The following is a 19401-nucleotide window of genomic DNA, read 5'->3' on the forward strand; positions in this document are numbered from 1 at the left end:
TTGGAGGAATGAAGATTGACAATACTAGATATCGTGAAATATCCGTCTCCAGTTTTAGAGGAAAATTGCGAAGTGGTGACGGTTTTTGATAAAAGATTACATCGCTTACTCTCCAATATGTATAACACGATGCTTGAAGCGGACGGAGTCGGTTTAGCAGCGCCACAAATCGGGATTGCCAAAAGAATTGCCATAGTGGATATTGATGATAAACACGGCAAAATTGAAATGATTAATCCTGAAATTCTCGATGCACAAGGAGAGCAGGTCGGCCCTGAGGGTTGCTTAAGTTTTCCTGGACTTTATGGAGAGGTCAAACGAGCAAATACGGTGAAAATAAAGGCTCAAAACAGAAAAGGTAAGTGGTATGAGTTAGAAGCAAGTGGATTTCTTGCAAGAGCGATTCAACATGAAATCGACCATTTGAATGGCGTTCTATTTACCAGCAAAGTGACAAGATACTTCGAAGAAAACGAGCTAGAAGCAGAAGGGTGAATAAGAGATGAAAAAAATTGTGTTTATGGGAACTCCAGATTTCGCTGTTCCTGTTTTACAACAAATAATAAAAGATGGCTATGAGGTTATTGCAGTGGTAACACAGCCTGATCGCCCAAAAGGCAGAAAAAAAGTGCTAACTCCACCGCCTGTAAAAGTAGAAGCAGAGAAACATCACATTCCTGTTTTACAGCCAGAGAAGATAAAGGAGCCCTCAGAATATGAAAAAGTAGTCGGGCTAAACCCTGATTTGATTGTGACAGCTGCTTTTGGTCAAATTTTACCAAAGCCATTGCTTGACGCTCCTGAATTTGGCTGCATTAACGTCCATGCCTCGTTGCTTCCAAAATATAGAGGAGGTGCGCCTATCCACTACTCCATTATAAAAGGAGAGGAAAAGACAGGTGTCACCGTCATGTATATGGTCGAAAAGTTAGATGCGGGGGATATGCTCTCGAGAGTGGAAGTGCCAATTGAAGAAGATGATCATGTTGGAAGCATACATGACAAGCTAAGCATTGCTGGTGCCAAACTTCTCTCTGAAACCCTTCCGTTAGTTTTTGAGAAAAAGGTAACAGCAGTGGAGCAAAACCATCAAGAGGCTACCTTTGCGTCCAATATTAAAAGAGAGCAAGAAAAAATCAACTGGGAACAAGATGGTGAATCGGTCTATAATCATATTCGCGGCATGCATCCTTGGCCTGTAGCATATACCACGTTAGAGGGTCAAGTGATGAAAATCTGGTGGGGGGAAAAGGTTGTAAGCTCCCCAGAAGGTGAAGTGGGGACAATCATACGTAAAGACGAGGATGGTATGGTTATAAAAACTGGTAACGATACGGCAATAAAAATAACAGATTTACAGCTTGCTGGTAAAAAAAGAATGTCAGGCTCACAGTTCTTAAACGGTGCCGGAGCCAATTTAACAGTAGGCACGAAGCTAGGAGAATAACATGAAAAAAGTCAGAGAGGTTGCTCTTGAAGCTCTTTTAAGTATTGAAAAGAATCAGGCATACAGCAACCTGCTATTAAATAATTATCTTGAATCTGGTAAGTTAAACAAAAAGGATGCAGGGCTTTTTACCGAGCTTGTATATGGGACCATCCAGCGTAGCATCACCCTTGATTATATTTTAGCTCCATATATTCAAAAACAGAAAAAACTTCAAGACTGGGTAAAAGTACTGCTACGAATGACCGTCTATCAAATGGTTTATTTAGATAAAATTCCAGAACGAGCTGCCATATTTGAAGCAGTAGAAATTGCCAAAACAAGAGGTCATAAAGGGGTTGCAGCAGTAGTAAATGGCGTATTACGATCCTTCCAAAGAAATGGCGCACCTGATTTTTCTGTTATAACTGACGATGCTGAAAGGCTATCTGTTACAACCAGTCACCCAAAGTGGCTCGTAGAAAAATGGATAGCACAGTATGGAGTAGAAGAAACAGAAAATATGGGTAAGATGAACCTAGTTGCTCCATTTCAAACTGCCCGAGTGAACACAACGAAGGCCAATGTGGAAGAAGTTCTGGATATGCTTTTGGAAGAAGGGTTTTCTGTACAAGCTGGTGAAATAGCAGAAGAGAGCATAGTTTCCCTTAAAGGAAATATGGTGTTTTCCGACACGTACAAAAAAGGATACATTTCCATTCAGGATGAAAGCTCTATGCTTGTCGGGAAAGCGTTGGGAGTGGAAAACAGCGACAATATTTATGATTGCTGTGCTGCTCCTGGTGGGAAATCCACCCACATTGCAGAATTACTCCAAGGCAGTGGCAGTGTCGTCTCTACTGATTTACATGATCACAAAGTAAAACTTATTAAGGATCAGGCAAAAAGGCTCGGGCTTTCCAATTTAACAGCTCAGTCTCTTGATAGCAGAAACGCAACGAAAGTATTTACAAAGGAATCGTTTGATAAGGTGCTGGTGGATGCTCCATGCTCTGGTTTTGGTGTTATACGTAGAAAACCAGATCTGAAGTATTCAAAAACGTATAAGGACATTGAACAATTAGCTTCGATACAATTGGCTATACTAAATGAAGTGGCACCTCTTGTAAAAAAAGGTGGAACTTTAGTCTATAGTACATGTACAATTGATAAAGAAGAAAATGCAGATGTCGTTCAACAGTTTCTTGAAAAGAATAGTGATTTTGAAATAGATGTAACTTTGAAGGATCTATTGCCGAAAAAGGTGAGCCCTCTTGTGAAGGATGGGATGCTACAGCTCTTGCCTCATCATTTCGGTACTGATGGATTCTTTATAGCTAGACTAAGAAAGCAGGTGTAAAGATGGAACAAACACAAAAAGAAAACAAACTAGAAGCAACTCATAAACCATCCATCTACTCGTTACAATTGCACGAAATGGAAGACTGGTTAGAAAGTATTGGAGAAAAGAAATTTAGAACCACGCAAATTTTTGAATGGTTGTATCAAAAACGAGTAGCGTCCTTTGATGAAATGAGCAACTTGTCGAAAAACCTTCGAGAAAAGCTGGAGGAAACTTATACTCTGACGACGCTAAAAACCATTGTGCAACAAACCTCCTCCGATGGAACCATGAAGTTTTTATTTGAGCTTCATGATGGATATTCCATTGAAACGGTACTGATGAGGCATGAATATGGTAATTCGGTGTGTGTGACAACCCAGGTGGGCTGCAGAATAGGATGTACCTTCTGTGCCTCTACACTAGGTGGATTAAAGCGAAACCTAGAAGCCGGTGAGATTGTTGCGCAAGTTGTTAAAGTCCAACAAGCAATTGATGAACTTGATGAGCGAGTCAGTCATGTGGTTATCATGGGAATTGGGGAACCTTTTGATAACTATGATGAGATGTTAGATTTCTTAAAAATTATTAATCATGATAAAGCACTTAATATTGGTGCGCGTCATATTACCGTTTCAACTAGCGGTATCATTCCAAAAATTTATAAATTTGCCGATGAGAATCTTCAAATTAATTTTGCAGTTTCTCTTCATGCTCCAAACACAGAGTTAAGATCTAGATTAATGCCGATTAACCGAGCATATAAGCTACCTGAGCTAATGGATTCTATTCGTTACTATATTAAGAAAACAGGACGAAGAGTTAGCTTTGAATATGGATTGTTTGGAGGAGTGAATGATCAGGTCGAACATGCTGAAGAGCTTGCAAGACTTGTGAAGGGGGTTAAATGTCACATTAACTTAATTCCCGTTAACTATGTTCCTGAGCGTGATTATGTCAGAACACCAAAAGAACAAATTAAACTTTTTGAAAAAACCTTAAAGAGTAAAGGTGTTAATGTAACTGTACGTCGTGAACAAGGTCACGACATTGATGCTGCATGTGGCCAGCTGCGTGCAAAGGAGCGGAAAGAAGAGACGAGGTGACAGGGGTTAATGGTCTTTTTAACAGATAGAGGGAGAGTTCGTTCACATAATGAAGACAATGGGGGAATCTTTGTTAATAAAGACGGTACATTACTTGCAATTGTGTGTGATGGCATGGGTGGTCATCAGGCTGGGGAGGTTGCAAGTGAAAAAGCTGTCCAACATTTGAAGGCAATGTGGGAAGAGACGGAAAACATCTCTTCCCCTGAGCCTGCTGAAACTTGGCTGAAGACGTTTGTTATGCAAACAAATCAGCTCTTATTTGACCATGCAAACAGTCATGAGGAATGCAATGGCATGGGGACAACGATTGTGGCGTTGGTTCTAGGAGATTCCTTTGTCACCTATGCGCATGTAGGAGATAGCCGAATCTATCTCATTACAAAAGAAATTAGCAAGCAGATTACAGAGGACCATACCTTTGTAAATGAGTTAGTGAAAAGTGGACAAATTTCAAAAGAAGATGCCGAGCATCATCCAAGAAAAAATGTCATACTACAGGCTTTGGGGACAGAAAAAACAGTGAAGATAGATGTTAAAACGATTACATATGACGATCCAGGTTATGTATTGCTTTGTTCTGATGGATTAAGTGACAAAGTAAGCCAACGAGAGATTGCCGAGGTCTTATTAAATGATGACCAAGATGTTTCTGAAAAAGCGCATGATCTAATAAAACGCGCCAACCATTACGGTGGGGAAGATAATATCACGGTAGCCATATTGGAATTATCTGTCTCCGAAGTAGGGAGTGGGTGAGATAGGTGTTAATAGGCAAAAGATTAAATGATCGCTACAAAGTACAAGAAGTCATCGGTGGCGGGGGAATGGCGAATGTTTACCTTGCCCATGACATGATTTTGGACCGTGATGTTGCTGTAAAAGTGTTACGATTAGATTTTGCAAACGATGAGGAATTTATTCGCAGATTCAGAAGAGAAGCTCAATCTGCAACAAGCCTTGATCATCCAAATATTGTTAGCATTTATGATATTGGGGAAGAGGATGATATATATTATATTGTCATGGAGCATGTTTCCGGCAAAACGCTGAAACAGTATATACAGCAATATGCTCCAGTAGATCATTATAATGCGGTAGAAATCATGAATCAGCTGACTTCTGCTATTTCTCACGCGCATGATAATGGAATTATTCATAGAGATATTAAACCTCAGAATATATTGATTGATGATTATGGGACCATTAAAGTAACAGATTTTGGAATAGCAATGGCTCTTAGTTCAACAACCATTACTCAAACTAACTCATTATTGGGATCTGTTCATTATTTATCTCCAGAACAGGCACGTGGAAGTTTAGCAACGAAAAAATCCGATGTGTACGCACTCGGAATTGTCATGTTTGAATTATTAACGGGAAGGCTACCTTTTTCAGGTGAGTCTGCTGTTTCTATTGCACTAAAGCATTTGCAATCAGAAACACCTTCTCCAAAAAGGTGGAATCCAAGTATTCCACAAAGCATGGAGAACATTATCTTAAAGGCGATGGCGAAAGATCCACTTCATCGTTATGCTTCTGTTGAAGAAATGCAAACGGATGTCATGACCGCCCTTGATCCAAATCGTATGCATGAACCTAAATTTCATGTGCCTGACGAAGATGAAGAAGCTACAAAGGCAATTCCTATCATAAAAGGTGGTTTTCATTCCTTTCCTAATGAAGACGAAACTAAAATTAGGACGGTAGAGGATAATTCATCTAAAGAAGAAAAAAAAGCATCTCCTCCGAAAAAGAAGAAAAAGAAAAAATGGATCATGACATTGTTGATTTTATTGGTTCTGTTAGTTGGGGGAGGGGTTGCTGCGGTAACATGGTTGCCATCCCTGCTTCTTCCTAAAGATGTTACAATTCCAGATGTATCTGGAAAAGATCATGAAGATGCCATAAAAGAACTTACAGATATGGGCTTAGTTATTGATGAGACGAAAAAAGAGATCAGTGATGATTTTGAAGAAGAAAAAGTAATTCGCACCGTTCCACCAGCTGGAGATGAAGTGAAAGAGGGTAAAGCAATAACCATTTTCTTGAGTCTTGGAAAAGAAAAGGTGGAAATGGAAGATTACACAAATGAACCAGCAAATGTCGCAATTAATAGTATAACCAATAAAGGTTTTAAGGATTACGAGCCTGAAGAGGAATATTCTGAGGACGTCCCAGAAGGCTCTGTTATTCGTCAAGAGCCAGAAGCTGGCGAATCCGTCATCCCTGATGAGACGGTTGTCACTCTTTATATTTCCAAAGGGTCAAGTCCCATTCAATTAGATAATTATGAAGGATCTTCCTTAAACTTTGCTGAGCGTCATTTAGCTACATTAGGGCTTATACCGAAAGTGACAGAAGAATATCATGAATCTGTTTCAGAAGGAAATATTATAAAGCAAGAACCAGCCCCAGATTCTCAAGTGATTAAAGGCGATGAAATAAAACTTACGGTCTCTAAAGGACCACAGCCAGAAGAAAAAACAGTGGATATTCCACTTGAAGTAACATATGATCCGGAAGAAGAAGGTGCAGAACAAACAGTAGAAGTGTTTGTGGAGGATTTAAATAGCGAAAATATGGACGAGCCCATCGAAAGATATATCATTACAGATGATTTAGTTTCCAGTTTCACCTTAACAGTTGCATACAAACAAAAGGCTAAATACGAGATACGTGTTGATGGGGAAGTTGTCAAAAAAGAAACAGTAAACTATGACGATATTGAGTAATCATTAAAGGAGTGAGTGTATGCCAGAAGGCAAGATTGTCAAAGCATTGAGTGGTTTTTATTATGTTTTGACAGCCGACGGTGCCGTTACCCAATGTAGGGGAAGAGGGGTTTTCAGAAAAAATAAAATTACCCCTCTTGTTGGGGACATCGTTGTCTTTCAAGCGGAAAATGACCAAGAGGGCTATATCATGGATGTGCACCCACGCACCAATGAACTCATCAGGCCACCGATTGCAAACATTGATCAGGCTATCCTTGTATTTTCTGCTATGGAACCTGAATTTAGCACAAGTTTGCTAGACAGGTTCTTAGTTCTAATTGAATCTAAAGGGGTAACTCCATTAATTTGCATCTCTAAAATGGACCTTTTATCTAAAGAAGAAGAGTTGATGCAGTATGCAGATTACTACCGTGAAGTTGGATATGAAGTGTTGCTGACGTCAACTAAAGAGCCAGAACAACTAAAAGAGATTCTTCCATATCTGAAAGATAAAACTTCTGTCATTGCAGGACAATCTGGGGTTGGGAAATCCTCGCTTTTGAATGTCCTTCGACCGGAGCTAGATCTAAAAACAAACATCATTTCCTCTCATTTAGGTCGTGGAAAGCATACCACAAGACATGTGGAGCTAATAGAAATTAATCATGGCTTTGTTGCAGACACCCCTGGGTTTAGCTCACTAGAATTTACAGAGCTTCATGCAGATGAAGTAAAGGATTGCTTTCCTGAGTTTGTGGAAAAAAGCGATAGCTGCAAATTTAGGGGCTGTACGCATATAAAAGAACCTAAGTGTGCGGTAAAAGCTTCCGTTGATAATGGAGAAATTGCCACTTTTCGATATGAGCATTACCTTTCCTTTGTAGATGAAATAAGAAATAGAAAGCCGAGGTACTAACCTTATGATAAAAATCGCACCTTCTATTTTAAGCGCTGATTTTGCCAATCTAAAAAAAGACATCCTAGAAGTTGAAGCTGGAGGAGCAGATTATATTCATATTGATGTGATGGATGGTCATTTTGTTCCTAATATTACGATAGGACCTTTAATCGTAGAGGCAGTGAGACCTGTGACAGACTTGCCGCTTGATGTGCACTTGATGATTGAAAATCCTGATAAGTATATTGAGGCGTTTGCTAAAGCTGGAGCGGATATTATTTCCGTTCATGTGGAAGCCTGTCCTCATCTCCACCGAACCATCCAGCACATTAAATCTTTTGGTAAAAAAGCAGGGGTCGTCATCAATCCTGCAACCCCGGTAGAAAGTATTTTGCCAATACTTGAAGATGTAGATCTCGTTCTGTTGATGACAGTAAACCCAGGATTTGGGGGCCAAGCCTTTATTTCAAGTGTTCTTCCGAAAATAAAGCAGGTTGCTCAACATGTTAAGGAAAGAAATTTACAAGTAGAAATAGAGGTAGATGGAGGAGTTAATGCCGAAACTGCCAAGCTTTGTGTAGATGCAGGAGCGAACGTGCTTGTTGCAGGCTCTGCCATTTATAATCAAGAAGACCGAAAAAGAGCCATTCAAACGATTCGAAACAACCAGTAAAAAGTCTTCTTTTGGAAGGCTTTTTTACGTTAGAAAGAAGGTGAGAACGTGATCATTCAAATTGTTGCAGGAGGCCCTAAAGAAAACATTCCTGATTTAATGAGCTTTCATGGTGAGGATGTATTATGGATTGGAGTAGATTGCGGAGTTTCTTATCTCCTTGAGACTGGCATAACTCCTAAAAAAATATATGGGGATTTTGATTCTGTCTCAAATGAACAAAAGGAAACAATATTACAGCGCTTTAGTGATGCAGAAATCTTTCCAAGTGAAAAAAACGAAACAGATACGGAAATAGCGATAAATTGGGCTTTAAAGCAAAAGCCTTCGTTGATTAGAATCTTTGGTGGAACAGGAGGAAGGCTAGATCACTTCCTTGCAAACATTCAGCTACTACTAAAAGGTTTGGAACATGGGAGTAGAATCGAGATTCTAGATATTCAAAATCGCATGCATGTAGTAAAAGAGGGAACGTACTCATTGTGTAAAGATTCTTCCTTCCCTTATACCTCCTTTCTTCCTGTTAGCAGGTTTGTTTTAGGAATTACACTAACAGGCTTTAAATATCCTTTAACAAACAGGAATATTAAATGGGGAGATACACTATGTATTAGTAATGAAATGGTTTGTGAAAATGGTACTTTTTCATTTCATGAAGGCATATTAATGGTGATAAGGAGCCGTGATTATCATTCATCATTTTAAAACGGACCTTATGATTGTAAAAGGGAAAGTTTTGAGGAGGGAATGGAATGAAGTTTTATACAATTAAATTACCAAGGTTTTTAGGCGGCATCATTCGTGCAATGCTTGGGTCGTTTAAAAAAGAGTAGAGCACCTGAGAAGGGTGCTCTTTTTAAAGTTCATCGTAATAACATTATGTAAACATTAAATTATAAGTAAAAAGCGACAGGAAATTATCCTGTCGCTTTTGAGTGTGCAGAACGATTATACGCGTTCTACTTTACCTGATTTTAAAGCTCTTGCAGAAACGTATACACGCTTAGGCTTACCGTCAATTAGAATGCGAACTTTTTGAAGGTTTGCGCCCCATTTACGACGAGTAGAGTTCATTGCGTGAGAACGTGCGTTTCCAGAACCAGTCTTTTTACCTGTAATTACACATTTACGTGCCATATTCCATTCCCTCCTAACTACAAAGAAACATCATTCAATATTTTCATCAGTAATAAGAAGATCCTTCTTATTTACAGCGAGAAAAACAATCTAAGCAGTCTACGACAATGAGAAGCGGACTTTTAAATGGTTTTTCTATACTAAAATAATCACTTGAAAATACTTATATAATTTAACACACTCCCCCACACTTTGCAATAGTTCTGTGAAAAGCTTTCAAGAAAAAAACCTTGACATACATGTTTTTAGCATTCAGTATAATAATAGTATTGTTACAATGGTACCCGAATGCTTTTAAAATGGTCGTATTTATAGTAAAATAGCGAGTAGACAAGATGAAAAATACATTTAAAGGGGGAACCTTTATGTCCATCGAACTAAAAACATCTTATGGTCAAATAGATATTTCTAACGATGTCATTGCTACAATTGCAGGTGGAGCTGCAGTAGATTGTTATGGAATTGTCGGTATGGCTTCTAAAAGTCAATTGAAAGATGGGTTATCTGAAATTTTACGTAAAGAAAATTTCACAAAAGGTGTGATTGTACGCCAAGAGGAAGATCTGTTACATATAGATATGTACATTATTGTAAGCTATGGAACGAAAATTTCCGAGGTGGCGCATAATGTGCAAACAAAAGTAAAATATACCTTAAACCAAATGCTCGGTCTTTCCGTAGACTCATTAAATATATATGTTCAGGGAGTTCGAGTGACGAACCCGTAATAAGGAGGAAATATAGTGTCAATTAAAGTTTTAAATGGAAAACGTTTTGCACAAATGATTATTCAGGGTGCAAATCATTTATCAAACAACGCAAAAACGGTGGATGCGTTGAATGTCTTTCCTGTTCCGGATGGAGATACGGGAACGAACATGAATCTTTCTATCACTTCAGGAGCGAAAGAAGTGAAAAACAATGTGACAGAGCATATTGGTAAGGTAGGATCTGCACTTGCGAAGGGTTTACTTATGGGTGCGCGTGGAAACTCTGGTGTAATTCTTTCTCAATTGTTCAGAGGCTTCTCTAAACATATCGAAGCAAAGGATACAATCACAAGCAAAGATTTTGCTTCTGCTTTGGAAGCTGGTGTTCAAACGGCATATAAAGCTGTCATGAAGCCAGTAGAGGGAACGATTCTAACGGTTGCAAAAGATGCTGCTAAAAAAGCAGTGGAAGTGGCTAAAAACGAAGATGATATTATCGTATTAATGGAAGAAACGTTAAAAGAAGCGAATGCATCCTTAAAGCGTACGCCAGATTTATTACCTGTTCTTAAAGAAGTTGGGGTAGTTGATAGTGGTGGACAAGGTCTTGTTTTTATTTATGAAGGTTTCCTTGCTGAGCTTAAAGGAGAACGTATAGAGGATATTGTTCCAAAAACTTCGATGAATGAGCTTGTGAACGCCGAACACCATAAAAACGTTCATTCCGCTATTAACACGGAAGATATTGAGTTTGGTTACTGTACGGAATTTATGGTGAAGTTTGAAGAAAATAAACAACCATTTACAGAGGAAGACTTCCGTAATGATTTATCTCAGTTTGGTGATTCTTTACTTGTCATTGCCGATGATGAAATTGTAAAGGTACACATTCATGCTGAACAGCCCGGTGATGTTCTTACTTATGGCCAAAGGTATGGTAGCTTAATCAACCTGAAAATTGAGAATATGAGAGAACAACATAGCAACCTGCTGTTTGAAGAAGATGCTTATCCAACTCCTAAGCCAGAAGCTAAGCAAAGGCGTGAAAAGTTTGGCATCATTACTGTGGCAATGGGAGAAGGTATCTCTGAATTGTTCAAAAGCATCGGAGCGAGAGCTGTCATTGAGGGCGGCCAAACGATGAATCCAAGTACAGAGGATATTCTAAAAGCAGTTGAGGAAGTGAATGCTGACAATGTCATCATTCTTCCTAACAACAGTAACATTGTGATGGCAGCAAAACAGGCAGCTGAGGTTGCTGGGAAACATGTTGCGGTAGTCGAAAGTAAAACAGTTCCTCAAGGAATGGCAGCTATTCTTGCCTTCAATCCTACCGGAGAATTAGAAGACAATGTTAGTTTGATGAAGGATGCTTTAAGCACAGTGAAAACAGGTCAAATTACTTTCGCTGTCAGAGACACTAACATTGACGGTGTGGAGATCCAAAAGGATGACTTTATGGGGATTGCTGATGGAAAAATCCTTTTGACGAACAAAAACAAAAAAGAAGCGGCAAAACAGCTGCTTAACGAAATGATGGATGAAGACGCAGAGATCCTTACCGTAATTTATGGAGAGGATGTATCAGAAGAGGATGCTGACGAGCTTGTAAGTGAGCTTGAAGAAGCGTACCCTGATGCTGAAATAGAAGTTCATAATGGAAAGCAACCATTATATTCCTTTATTTTTTCTGTTGAGTAATTTGATATTTTAAATCACAAAAGAAGGGATCAAACCCTTCTTTTGTATTGATGTAAAGGGGATTGGGCTGAGATGAAATATAGAAGTGTATTTGATATAATTGGGCCTATCATGATTGGTCCCTCAAGCTCCCATACAGCTGGAGCAGCCAGAATTGGAAGAGTTGCTAGAAGTCTATTCGGAAGGCAGCCCAAGTGGGCAAACATTTACTTTTATGGCTCATTTGCAAAAACATATAAGGGTCATGGAACAGATGTAGCAATTGTCGGAGGGATTCTAGATTTTGATACGTTTGACGAACGCATAAAGACCTCTTTGCACATAGCAGATTCTTTAGAAATGACGGTTTCTTTTCATGAAGAAGAAGCCATAACCGACCATCCAAATACTGCTAAAGTTATTATTGGAGATGATCAAGGTGAACTTGAGCTTGTTGGTATTTCCATTGGTGGAGGGAAGATTGAAATTATTGAATTAAACGGCTTTGCACTTAAACTTTCAGGTAATCACCCGGCAATATTAGTTGTTCATGACGATCGATATGGTGCCATCGCAGGAGTAGCAAATGTGTTGGCGAAGTTTGCCATTAATATCGGCCATATGGAAGTGTCAAGAAAAGAAAGAGGAAAAAAAGCATTAATGACCATTGAAGTGGATCAAAATATTGATGAGCATGTGTTAGAAGAGCTATCCTCTCTTCCAAACATCACGCAGGTTACTAAAATAGTTGATTAATTCGCAGAATAATAATGATAGCGCTTACAATCAAATCAGGTATTATGTCTGAGGAGGAAAAAGAATGTTTCGTAATGTCGCAGAATTAATTGAATTAGCAGATAGCAGCAATAAAAAAATCTCGGAAATTATGATTGAACAAGAAATGGAATTCACCGGAAAAAGTAGAGAAGATATCTTGCATCAAATGGATAAAAATCTTGAAATTATGGAGCAGGCTGTCGCCAAGGGCTTAGAAGGTGTAAGATCTGTTTCTGGTTTAACTGGTGGAGATGCAGTTCTACTACAGCAATATATTGAAAAGGGAAAATTTCTTACAGGTAAAAACATTCTGGATGCGGTTAGCAAAGCGGTTGCCACAAATGAAGTAAATGCCGCGATGGGGACAATTTGTGCTACTCCTACTGCAGGATCAGCTGGGGTTGTTCCTGGTACACTCTTTGCGGTCAAAGATGTGTTGAACCCAACTAGAGAACAGATGATTGATTTTCTCTTTACTTCTGGAGCTTTTGGATTTGTAGTTGCAAACAACGCTTCCATCTCCGGTGCTGCAGGAGGCTGTCAGGCAGAAGTTGGTTCGGCCTCTGGTATGGCGGCTGCTGCAATTGTGGAAATGGCTGGTGGGACGCCAGATCAAAGCGCACACGCAATGGCCATTACATTAAAGAACATGCTTGGCTTAGTATGTGATCCTGTAGCAGGTCTTGTAGAAGTGCCATGTGTAAAACGAAATGCCATGGGTGCGGCAAATGCAATGGTTGCAGCAGATATGGCTTTAGCGGGAATAAAGAGCACCATTCCATGTGATGAGGTAATTGATGCCATGTACAAAATTGGCCAGACAATGCCTACTGCACTAAAAGAAACTGCACAAGGAGGGTTGGCGGCAACACCAACTGGTCGCGAGCTTGAAGCGAAAATCTTTGGTGTTCCATTACAAAAAGGTGACTAATTTATCTGTCCTTCCAATTACAACGATTAAAGGTGTGGGAGAGGAAACAGCCGCTTCCCTTCAAACAATGGGTATTTTTACGGTAGAAGATCTTCTTTTGTATTTTCCGTACAGATACGAGGATTATCGTTTAAGAGATATATCGGAAGTCAAGCATGATGAGAAAGTAACAGTAGAGGGGAAGGTTCACGGTGAGCCTTCTCTTATGTATTATGCAAGAAAAAAATCGCGATTAACGTTCAGAGTGTTTGTGGGTAGATTTTTAGTAAAGGCCATCTGCTTTAACAGACCTTACTTTAAAAATAAAATAAATATTAATGATACGGTAACCATTACTGGAAAATGGGATCAGCATCGCCAGACCATCACTGTTTCTGAGATTCATTTTGGACCTTTCTTAAAGGAACGGGAAGTGGAGCCCGTATATTCCGTTAAAGGAAATATTACCGTTAAACAGATGAGAAAATTCATTGCCAATGGACTATCATTATACGGGGAACAGCTTGAAAGCAGGTTGCCACACTTATTGTTACAAAAATATAAACTTCCGTCTAAGCAGGAGTGTGTCAAAGCTTTACACAACCCTGAAAATCAAAGCATGCTAAAACATGCAAGAAGGTATTTTGTATATGAAGAATTTCTTTTTTTTCAATTAAAAATTCAGGCATTAAGAAAATATAAACGTGAGCAATCGAAGGGCATAGGACATTCCTTTCCTGTGAAAAGGTTAGAGCAATTCATTTCATCGCTTCCTTTTCCGTTGACCGGAGCGCAACAGAGAGTGTGGAATGAAATTCAGAATGACTTAGTAGCTCCGTATCGAATGAATCGGTTGCTGCAAGGTGATGTTGGTTCAGGAAAAACCGTTATTGCAGCTATTAGCCTTTATGCAGTATATCTGGCAGGACGTCAAGGAGCATTAATGGTTCCGACAGAAATTTTAGCAGAACAGCATGCTCAATCCTTAACAAAGCTTTTTGCTGAAACACCCGTTCAGATAAGATTACTAACAAGCTCTGTTAAAGGGAAAAAAAGAAGAGAAATATTAGAAGAAATACAGCTTGGTAGAGTGGATATTTTAGTAGGCACACATGCACTGATTCAAGATGAGGTGAATTTCGCCAATTTAGGCATGGTTATCACCGATGAACAGCACCGATTTGGTGTAGAGCAACGTAGGGTCCTTCGGGAAAAAGGGGAAAACCCTGATGTGCTATTTATGACAGCTACACCTATCCCTAGAACCCTAGCTATCACTGCTTTTGGTGAAATGGATGTATCGGTTATCGATGAAATGCCTGCAGGAAGAAAAGCGATTGAAACGTATTGGGCGAAGCATCAAATGATTGATCGAGTGCTTAGCTTTGTGGAAAAAGAACTGCTTAAAGGAAGACAAGCCTATGTGATTTGTCCGCTAATAGAAGAATCAGAAAAGCTGGATGTCCAAAATGCCATTGATGTGCATGATATGCTGACACACTATTACCGGGAAAAATGGAAAATTGGATTAATGCATGGTCGTCTTTCCTCAGAAGAGAAGGAAAAGGTGATGGAGGCGTTTTCCAGTAACGACGTACAGCTTCTGGTATCCACCACTGTTGTAGAAGTTGGGGTAAATGTACCGAATGCCACCATCATGGTCATTTATGATGCCGAGCGGTTTGGACTGTCACAACTTCATCAGCTTCGGGGAAGAGTTGGTCGAGGCAGTCATCAATCCTACTGCATCCTGCTAGCTGACCCGAAAACGGAAGTAGGGAAAGAACGTATGAAAATCATGACGGAAACGAACGACGGCTTTTTGTTATCAGAAAAAGATCTAGAGTTGCGTGGCCCTGGTGACTTTTTCGGTAAAAAGCAAAGTGGAGTACCAGAATTCAAAGTCGCAGACATGGTACATGATTATCGTGCTCTAGAAGTCGCAAGACAGGATGCGCACGACCTTCTCTACTCTGATTCCTTTTGGCACGATGAAGAATACGAAGGACTGCGTGATTTAATTACCACTTCCGGTATCCTTGATGGAGATAAATTAGATTAAAGAATGAAGCAGTGCTGTCTAGTTTGGCAGAACTGCTTTATTTTATCTTGCATTCTTGTAGATTAATATATATACTACTGTTAGTACCTAGTCATAATAGTTCGGATGGTGTTTGACATGAGAAGAAATAAAAAGGAACGCCAATTACTCTTAAAAGAAAAAATAAAAGATAATCCATTTATTACCGATGAAGAGCTTGCTGATTTTTTTCAAGTTAGCATCCAAACAGTGCGGTTGGATCGGCTAGAATTAAACATTCCAGAGCTTCGGGAAAGAATAAAAAATGTTGCAGCTCGGACGCTTGAAAAAGAGGTTCGCTCTTTGCCTCTAGATGAAGTGATTGGTGAAATTATTGATTTACAATTAGATGACAGCGCGATTTCTATTTTTGATGTAAAGGGTGAACATGTTTTTAAACGAAATCAGATTGCCAGAGGTCATCATCTGTTTGCACAAGCGAATTCACTTGCAGTGGCAGTCATTAATGATGAACTGGCCCTAACTGCCAAAGCGACCATTCGTTTTACCAGACCTGTAAAAATAGGGGAAAGAGTGGTTGCAAAAGCAACAGTTGGCAAAGTGGATAAAGAAAAGGGAAGAACTACTGTCGAAGTAAAAAGCTCAGTAGGAAATGAAAAGGTCTTCCACGGTGAATTTGAAATGTTTCGCCAAACAAGTTCTTAGTTAAAGGCAGGTTATAAAGATGAGGATTGCTATTGACGCAATGGGAGGCGACCATGCACCAAAATCAGTTGTGGAAGGTGTCATGCAAGCCGTTGAAAAATACACGGATGTTTCGTTTACACTCGTTGGCAATGAAACAGAAATTCGCAAATACTTAACAAAAGATACAAATATAAGCATTTTACATACAGAAGAAGTTATTTCAGGTGATGAAGAGCCAGTAAGAGCCGTTCGTCGCAAAAAAAATTCATCCATGGTTTTAATGGCCAAAGAAGTGAAAGAGGGTCGTGCTGATGGATGTATATCTGCCGGTAACACAGGAGCTTTAATGACGGCGGGTTTGTTAATTGTTGGTCGCATAAAAGGAATAGAACGACCGGCACTATCTCCAACTTTCCCTACTGTTGATGGAAAAGGGTTTGTTATGCTTGATGTGGGGGCGAATGCAGATGCTAAGCCTGAGCATTTATTCCAGTATGCACTGATGGGTTCTATTTATGCTGAAAAAGTTCGAGGAATAAAGGCTCCTCGTATCGGACTTTTAAACGTTGGCACAGAGGACAAAAAAGGAAATGAGTTAACGAAAGCTGCATTTGAGTTTATAAAAGAATCTGGTGTTGTTCATTTTATTGGAAACGTAGAAGCAAGAGATCTGTTAAATGGTGTAGCAGATGTTGTGGTCACCGATGGATTTACTGGAAACATAACCTTAAAGGCGATTGAAGGAACAGCACTATCTGTTTTTGATATGCTCAAAGAAGTGCTTACCAGTGATTTGAAAAGTAAGCTTGCAGCAGCGGTACTAAAACCAAAGCTGAAGAGCATTAAAAATAAAATGGATTACTCAGAATATGGCGGTGCTGCCCTTTTTGGCCTAAAGGCACCTGTTGTAAAAGCGCATGGATCCTCAGATGAAAATGCTATTTTCAATGCAATCAGGCAAACGAGAGAAATGCTAGAAACAAATATGGTAGGAACAATTTCCGAAACTATCGAAAAGATGGAGTTTGTTACATCTGAAGAGAATGGGGGAGAATGATGGGAAAGGTAGCATTTGTTTTTCCAGGGCAAGGCTCTCAAAGTGTAGGAATGGCGCAAGAGCTTTCCACATCGTATCAAGAAGTACAAGCAATTGTTAATAAAGCAGACGAAAAACTGGGGTTTGGACTTTCCACTTTAATGTTTGAGGGACCTCAAGAGGAATTAACCTTAACTTATAACGCTCAGCCTGCCTTGCTTACTTCTAGTATCGCTATTTTACAAAAGCTTACTGATGCTGGTATCAAAGCTGATTTTACAGCAGGTCATAGTCTTGGAGAGTATTCAGCACTCGTTGCAGCTGGTGCTATTAGCTTTGAAGATGCAGTGTATACGGTTCACATGCGCGGAAAATACATGGAAGAAGCCGTTCCAGCAGGAGAAGGCTCCATGGCAGCGGTTCTTGGTCTTGAGGAAGCTTTATTGCAAGAGGCTTGTGACGAAGCTACGGATAATACAGGGCCTGTACAGCTTGCAAATCTTAACTGTCCAGGGCAAATTGTTATTTCAGGATCTGCTGCAGGAGTGGCAGCTGCATCCGAGCTGGCAAAGGAAAAAGGGGCAAAACGAGTGATACCTTTAGTGGTAAGTGGACCTTTCCATTCAAGTTTAATGAAGCCAGCAGCTTCAAAGCTTGAGGATACACTGTCCATGATTCAAATTTTCGACCCTGTTATTCCTGTTATCGCAAATGTGGATGCAGAACCAGTTGTCTCCCAAGTGGAAATTAAATCAAAGCTAGTCGAACAGCTTTATTCCCCTGTCCGATGGGAGCAATCTGTGGAAAAGATGCTGGAACTTGGAGTGGACACTTTTGTAGAAGTTGGCCAAGGGAAGGTGCTTGCTGGTCTTATTAAAAAGGTGAACAGGAAGGTAACCGTCCTCCCTGTTTATGATAAGGAAACGTTACAAAAAGCAGTGGAACATTTTAATGGGGGTGCAGAAAATGCTTAAAGGAAAAACAGCTGTGGTGACCGGAGCATCCCGAGGAATTGGACGTGCCATTGCCCTTGAGCTAGCACAACTTGGCGCTAATGTGGTTGTCAATTACTCAGGAAGTGAAGCGAAAGCACAGGAAGTGGTAGAAGCGATACAAGAACTTGGAGGTAACGCGTTTTCCTTCCGTGCAAACGTTGGAAATATGGAAGAAGTTCAAGCTATGATGAAGGAAGCAGTAGCTAGATTTGAAACCATTGATATTTTAGTTAATAATGCAGGTATTACTAGAGATAACCTGTTAATGCGTATGAAAGATGATGAATGGGATGATGTAATTAACATTAATCTTAAAGGCGTCTTTAACGCTACAAAAGCAGTAACCCGTCAAATGATGAAGCAGCGCTCTGGGCGAATCATTAATATTGCGTCTATCGTTGGAGTAATGGGGAATGCAGGTCAAGCCAACTATGTTGCTGCAAAAGCAGGTGTGATCGGACTAACTAAAACAACTGCTCGAGAACTTGCATCTCGCCACATTACGGTGAATGCAATCGCACCAGGCTTTATCACTACAGACATGACGGACAAACTAACAGAGGAAGTAAAATCGGAAATGCTAAAGCAAATTCCTTTAGCAAGATTTGGAGATGCTAAGGACATTGCTTCTGTTGTGTCTTTCTTAGCTTCTGAGAACAGTGGATATATTACTGGTCAAACCATCCATGTAGATGGTGGAATGGTGATGTAATACTGGTTTTTTCACAAGAAATTTCTTATAATACTTGAGGGGAGGTGAAAGTTATGGCAGATGTATTAGAGCGTGTAACAAAGATCATCGTTGATCGTTTAGGAGTTGACGAGTCTGAGGTGAATTTAGATTCTAAATTCAAGGACGATTTAGGTGCAGACTCTCTTGATGTAGTGGAGCTTGTAATGGAACTTGAAGATGAGTTCGATATGGAAATTTCCGATGAGGAAGCTGAAAACATTACAACGGTTGCCGATGCGGTAAACTACATAAAAGCAAACGCATAATGACGACAATTTGCCTCACTCCGGTGGGGCTTTTTATTTTTTCAAGGTTGTGATCATGACAATTGTAGATACTAAGGAGTTCCCAGCTGATGATGGGAGCAAATGTGTACACAATTCTCAGGAACGAAGCGATAGACTAGAGGCCAACAGGTGTTGCTGAGGAGGATTTAGCATTGCTCCAAGAACAATAAACAATTTAGCAAAAATCAATAGCCTAGTTTCATCGAGCAATTCTTGAAAATTTTTCGTTGCTATTTGTATCCGTAA

The 19401-nt window shown here is 39.8% G+C and carries 21 protein-coding genes; 20 read left to right on the plus strand and 1 reads right to left on the minus strand.

Annotated features, from left to right (window positions below):
• Positions 1-15: 15 nt before the first annotated feature.
• From def to spoVM, 10 genes are read left to right on the plus strand one after another with little or no spacing between them, the layout of a single operon-like run.
• The gene (gene def, locus FIU87_RS08905) at positions 16-495 is read left to right on the plus strand and encodes a peptide deformylase (protein ID WP_152444266.1); all 480 of its coding nucleotides are present in this window, start codon (positions 16-18) and stop codon (positions 493-495) included.
• Between the two features lie 7 nt (positions 496-502).
• Complete coding sequence (gene fmt / locus FIU87_RS08910) at positions 503-1447, plus strand: methionyl-tRNA formyltransferase (RefSeq protein ID WP_152444267.1); 945 nt, start codon at positions 503-505, stop codon at positions 1445-1447.
• Between the two features lies 1 nt (position 1448).
• On the plus strand, positions 1449-2786 hold the full coding sequence (gene rsmB, locus FIU87_RS08915) for a 16S rRNA (cytosine(967)-C(5))-methyltransferase RsmB (protein WP_152444268.1): 1338 nt from the start codon (positions 1449-1451) through the stop codon (positions 2784-2786).
• Positions 2787-2788: 2 nt separating this feature from the next.
• Complete coding sequence (gene rlmN / locus FIU87_RS08920; RefSeq protein ID WP_152444269.1) at positions 2789-3874, plus strand: dual-specificity RNA methyltransferase RlmN; 1086 nt, start codon at positions 2789-2791, stop codon at positions 3872-3874.
• Between the two features lie 9 nt (positions 3875-3883).
• On the plus strand, positions 3884-4633 hold the full coding sequence (locus FIU87_RS08925; protein ID WP_152444270.1) for a Stp1/IreP family PP2C-type Ser/Thr phosphatase: 750 nt from the start codon (positions 3884-3886) through the stop codon (positions 4631-4633).
• Positions 4634-4638: 5 nt separating this feature from the next.
• Positions 4639-6609 (plus strand): Stk1 family PASTA domain-containing Ser/Thr kinase, encoded by a 1971-nt coding sequence (gene pknB, locus FIU87_RS08930; protein ID WP_152444271.1) that lies wholly within the window; start codon positions 4639-4641, stop codon positions 6607-6609.
• A 19-nt stretch (positions 6610-6628) separates the two neighbouring features.
• Entirely contained in the window at positions 6629-7507 is an 879-nt protein-coding gene (gene rsgA / locus FIU87_RS08935) for a ribosome small subunit-dependent GTPase A (protein ID WP_152444272.1), read from the plus strand.
• Positions 7508-7511: 4 nt separating this feature from the next.
• Positions 7512-8162 (plus strand): ribulose-phosphate 3-epimerase, encoded by a 651-nt coding sequence (gene rpe, locus FIU87_RS08940; protein WP_152444273.1) that lies wholly within the window; start codon positions 7512-7514, stop codon positions 8160-8162.
• A gap of 48 nt (positions 8163-8210) precedes the next feature.
• On the plus strand, positions 8211-8867 hold the full coding sequence (locus FIU87_RS08945; RefSeq protein WP_152444274.1) for a thiamine diphosphokinase: 657 nt from the start codon (positions 8211-8213) through the stop codon (positions 8865-8867).
• A 47-nt stretch (positions 8868-8914) separates the two neighbouring features.
• Positions 8915-8995, plus strand: a complete 81-nt coding sequence (spoVM, locus tag FIU87_RS08950; protein ID WP_060665857.1) for a stage V sporulation protein SpoVM — start codon at positions 8915-8917, stop codon at positions 8993-8995.
• A gap of 115 nt (positions 8996-9110) precedes the next feature.
• Here the strand turns inward: spoVM and rpmB are convergent, their stop codons facing one another.
• Entirely contained in the window at positions 9111-9299 is a 189-nt protein-coding gene (gene rpmB, locus FIU87_RS08955; RefSeq protein ID WP_152444275.1) for a 50S ribosomal protein L28, read from the minus strand.
• A 365-nt stretch (positions 9300-9664) separates the two neighbouring features.
• On the opposite strand from rpmB, the gene FIU87_RS08960 reads away from it, so the two are divergent.
• The 10 genes from FIU87_RS08960 to acpP all read left to right on the plus strand — a co-directional run bounded on the left by FIU87_RS08960 (position 9665) and on the right by acpP (position 19134).
• Positions 9665-10027 carry an Asp23/Gls24 family envelope stress response protein gene (locus tag FIU87_RS08960; RefSeq protein WP_152444276.1) on the plus strand — a complete coding sequence of 121 codons (363 nt, stop codon included), beginning with the start codon at positions 9665-9667 and terminating at the stop codon, positions 10025-10027.
• A 15-nt stretch (positions 10028-10042) separates the two neighbouring features.
• Complete coding sequence (locus tag FIU87_RS08965) at positions 10043-11710, plus strand: DAK2 domain-containing protein (RefSeq protein WP_152444277.1); 1668 nt, start codon at positions 10043-10045, stop codon at positions 11708-11710.
• Positions 11711-11782: 72 nt separating this feature from the next.
• On the plus strand, positions 11783-12445 hold the full coding sequence (gene sdaAB / locus FIU87_RS08970; protein WP_152444278.1) for an L-serine ammonia-lyase, iron-sulfur-dependent subunit beta: 663 nt from the start codon (positions 11783-11785) through the stop codon (positions 12443-12445).
• 64 nt (positions 12446-12509) lie between these two features.
• Complete coding sequence (sdaAA, locus tag FIU87_RS08975; RefSeq protein WP_152444279.1) at positions 12510-13397, plus strand: L-serine ammonia-lyase, iron-sulfur-dependent, subunit alpha; 888 nt, start codon at positions 12510-12512, stop codon at positions 13395-13397.
• On the plus strand, positions 13390-15438 hold the full coding sequence (gene recG / locus FIU87_RS08980) for an ATP-dependent DNA helicase RecG (protein ID WP_152446482.1): 2049 nt from the start codon (positions 13390-13392) through the stop codon (positions 15436-15438). Before sdaAA ends, recG begins: the two co-directional genes overlap by 8 nt.
• A gap of 117 nt (positions 15439-15555) precedes the next feature.
• The gene (gene fapR / locus FIU87_RS08985; RefSeq protein ID WP_152444280.1) at positions 15556-16122 is read left to right on the plus strand and encodes a transcription factor FapR; all 567 of its coding nucleotides are present in this window, start codon (positions 15556-15558) and stop codon (positions 16120-16122) included.
• A gap of 19 nt (positions 16123-16141) precedes the next feature.
• Positions 16142-17161, plus strand: a complete 1020-nt coding sequence (plsX, locus tag FIU87_RS08990; RefSeq protein ID WP_152444281.1) for a phosphate acyltransferase PlsX — start codon at positions 16142-16144, stop codon at positions 17159-17161.
• Positions 17161-18114, plus strand: a complete 954-nt coding sequence (gene fabD, locus FIU87_RS08995; RefSeq protein ID WP_152446483.1) for an ACP S-malonyltransferase — start codon at positions 17161-17163, stop codon at positions 18112-18114. Before plsX ends, fabD begins: the two co-directional genes overlap by 1 nt.
• A complete protein-coding gene (gene fabG / locus FIU87_RS09000) occupies positions 18107-18847 on the plus strand; it encodes a 3-oxoacyl-[acyl-carrier-protein] reductase (protein ID WP_152444282.1) in 741 nt (246 codons plus the stop codon). Before fabD ends, fabG begins: the two co-directional genes overlap by 8 nt.
• A 53-nt stretch (positions 18848-18900) precedes the next feature.
• On the plus strand, positions 18901-19134 hold the full coding sequence (gene acpP, locus FIU87_RS09005) for an acyl carrier protein (RefSeq protein ID WP_152444283.1): 234 nt from the start codon (positions 18901-18903) through the stop codon (positions 19132-19134).
• Positions 19135-19401 lie beyond the last annotated feature (267 nt).

The sequence above is a fragment of the Bacillus sp. THAF10 genome (genome assembly GCF_009363695.1).
In the GTDB taxonomy this organism is placed as follows: domain Bacteria; phylum Bacillota; class Bacilli; order Bacillales; family Bacillaceae_I; genus Sutcliffiella_A.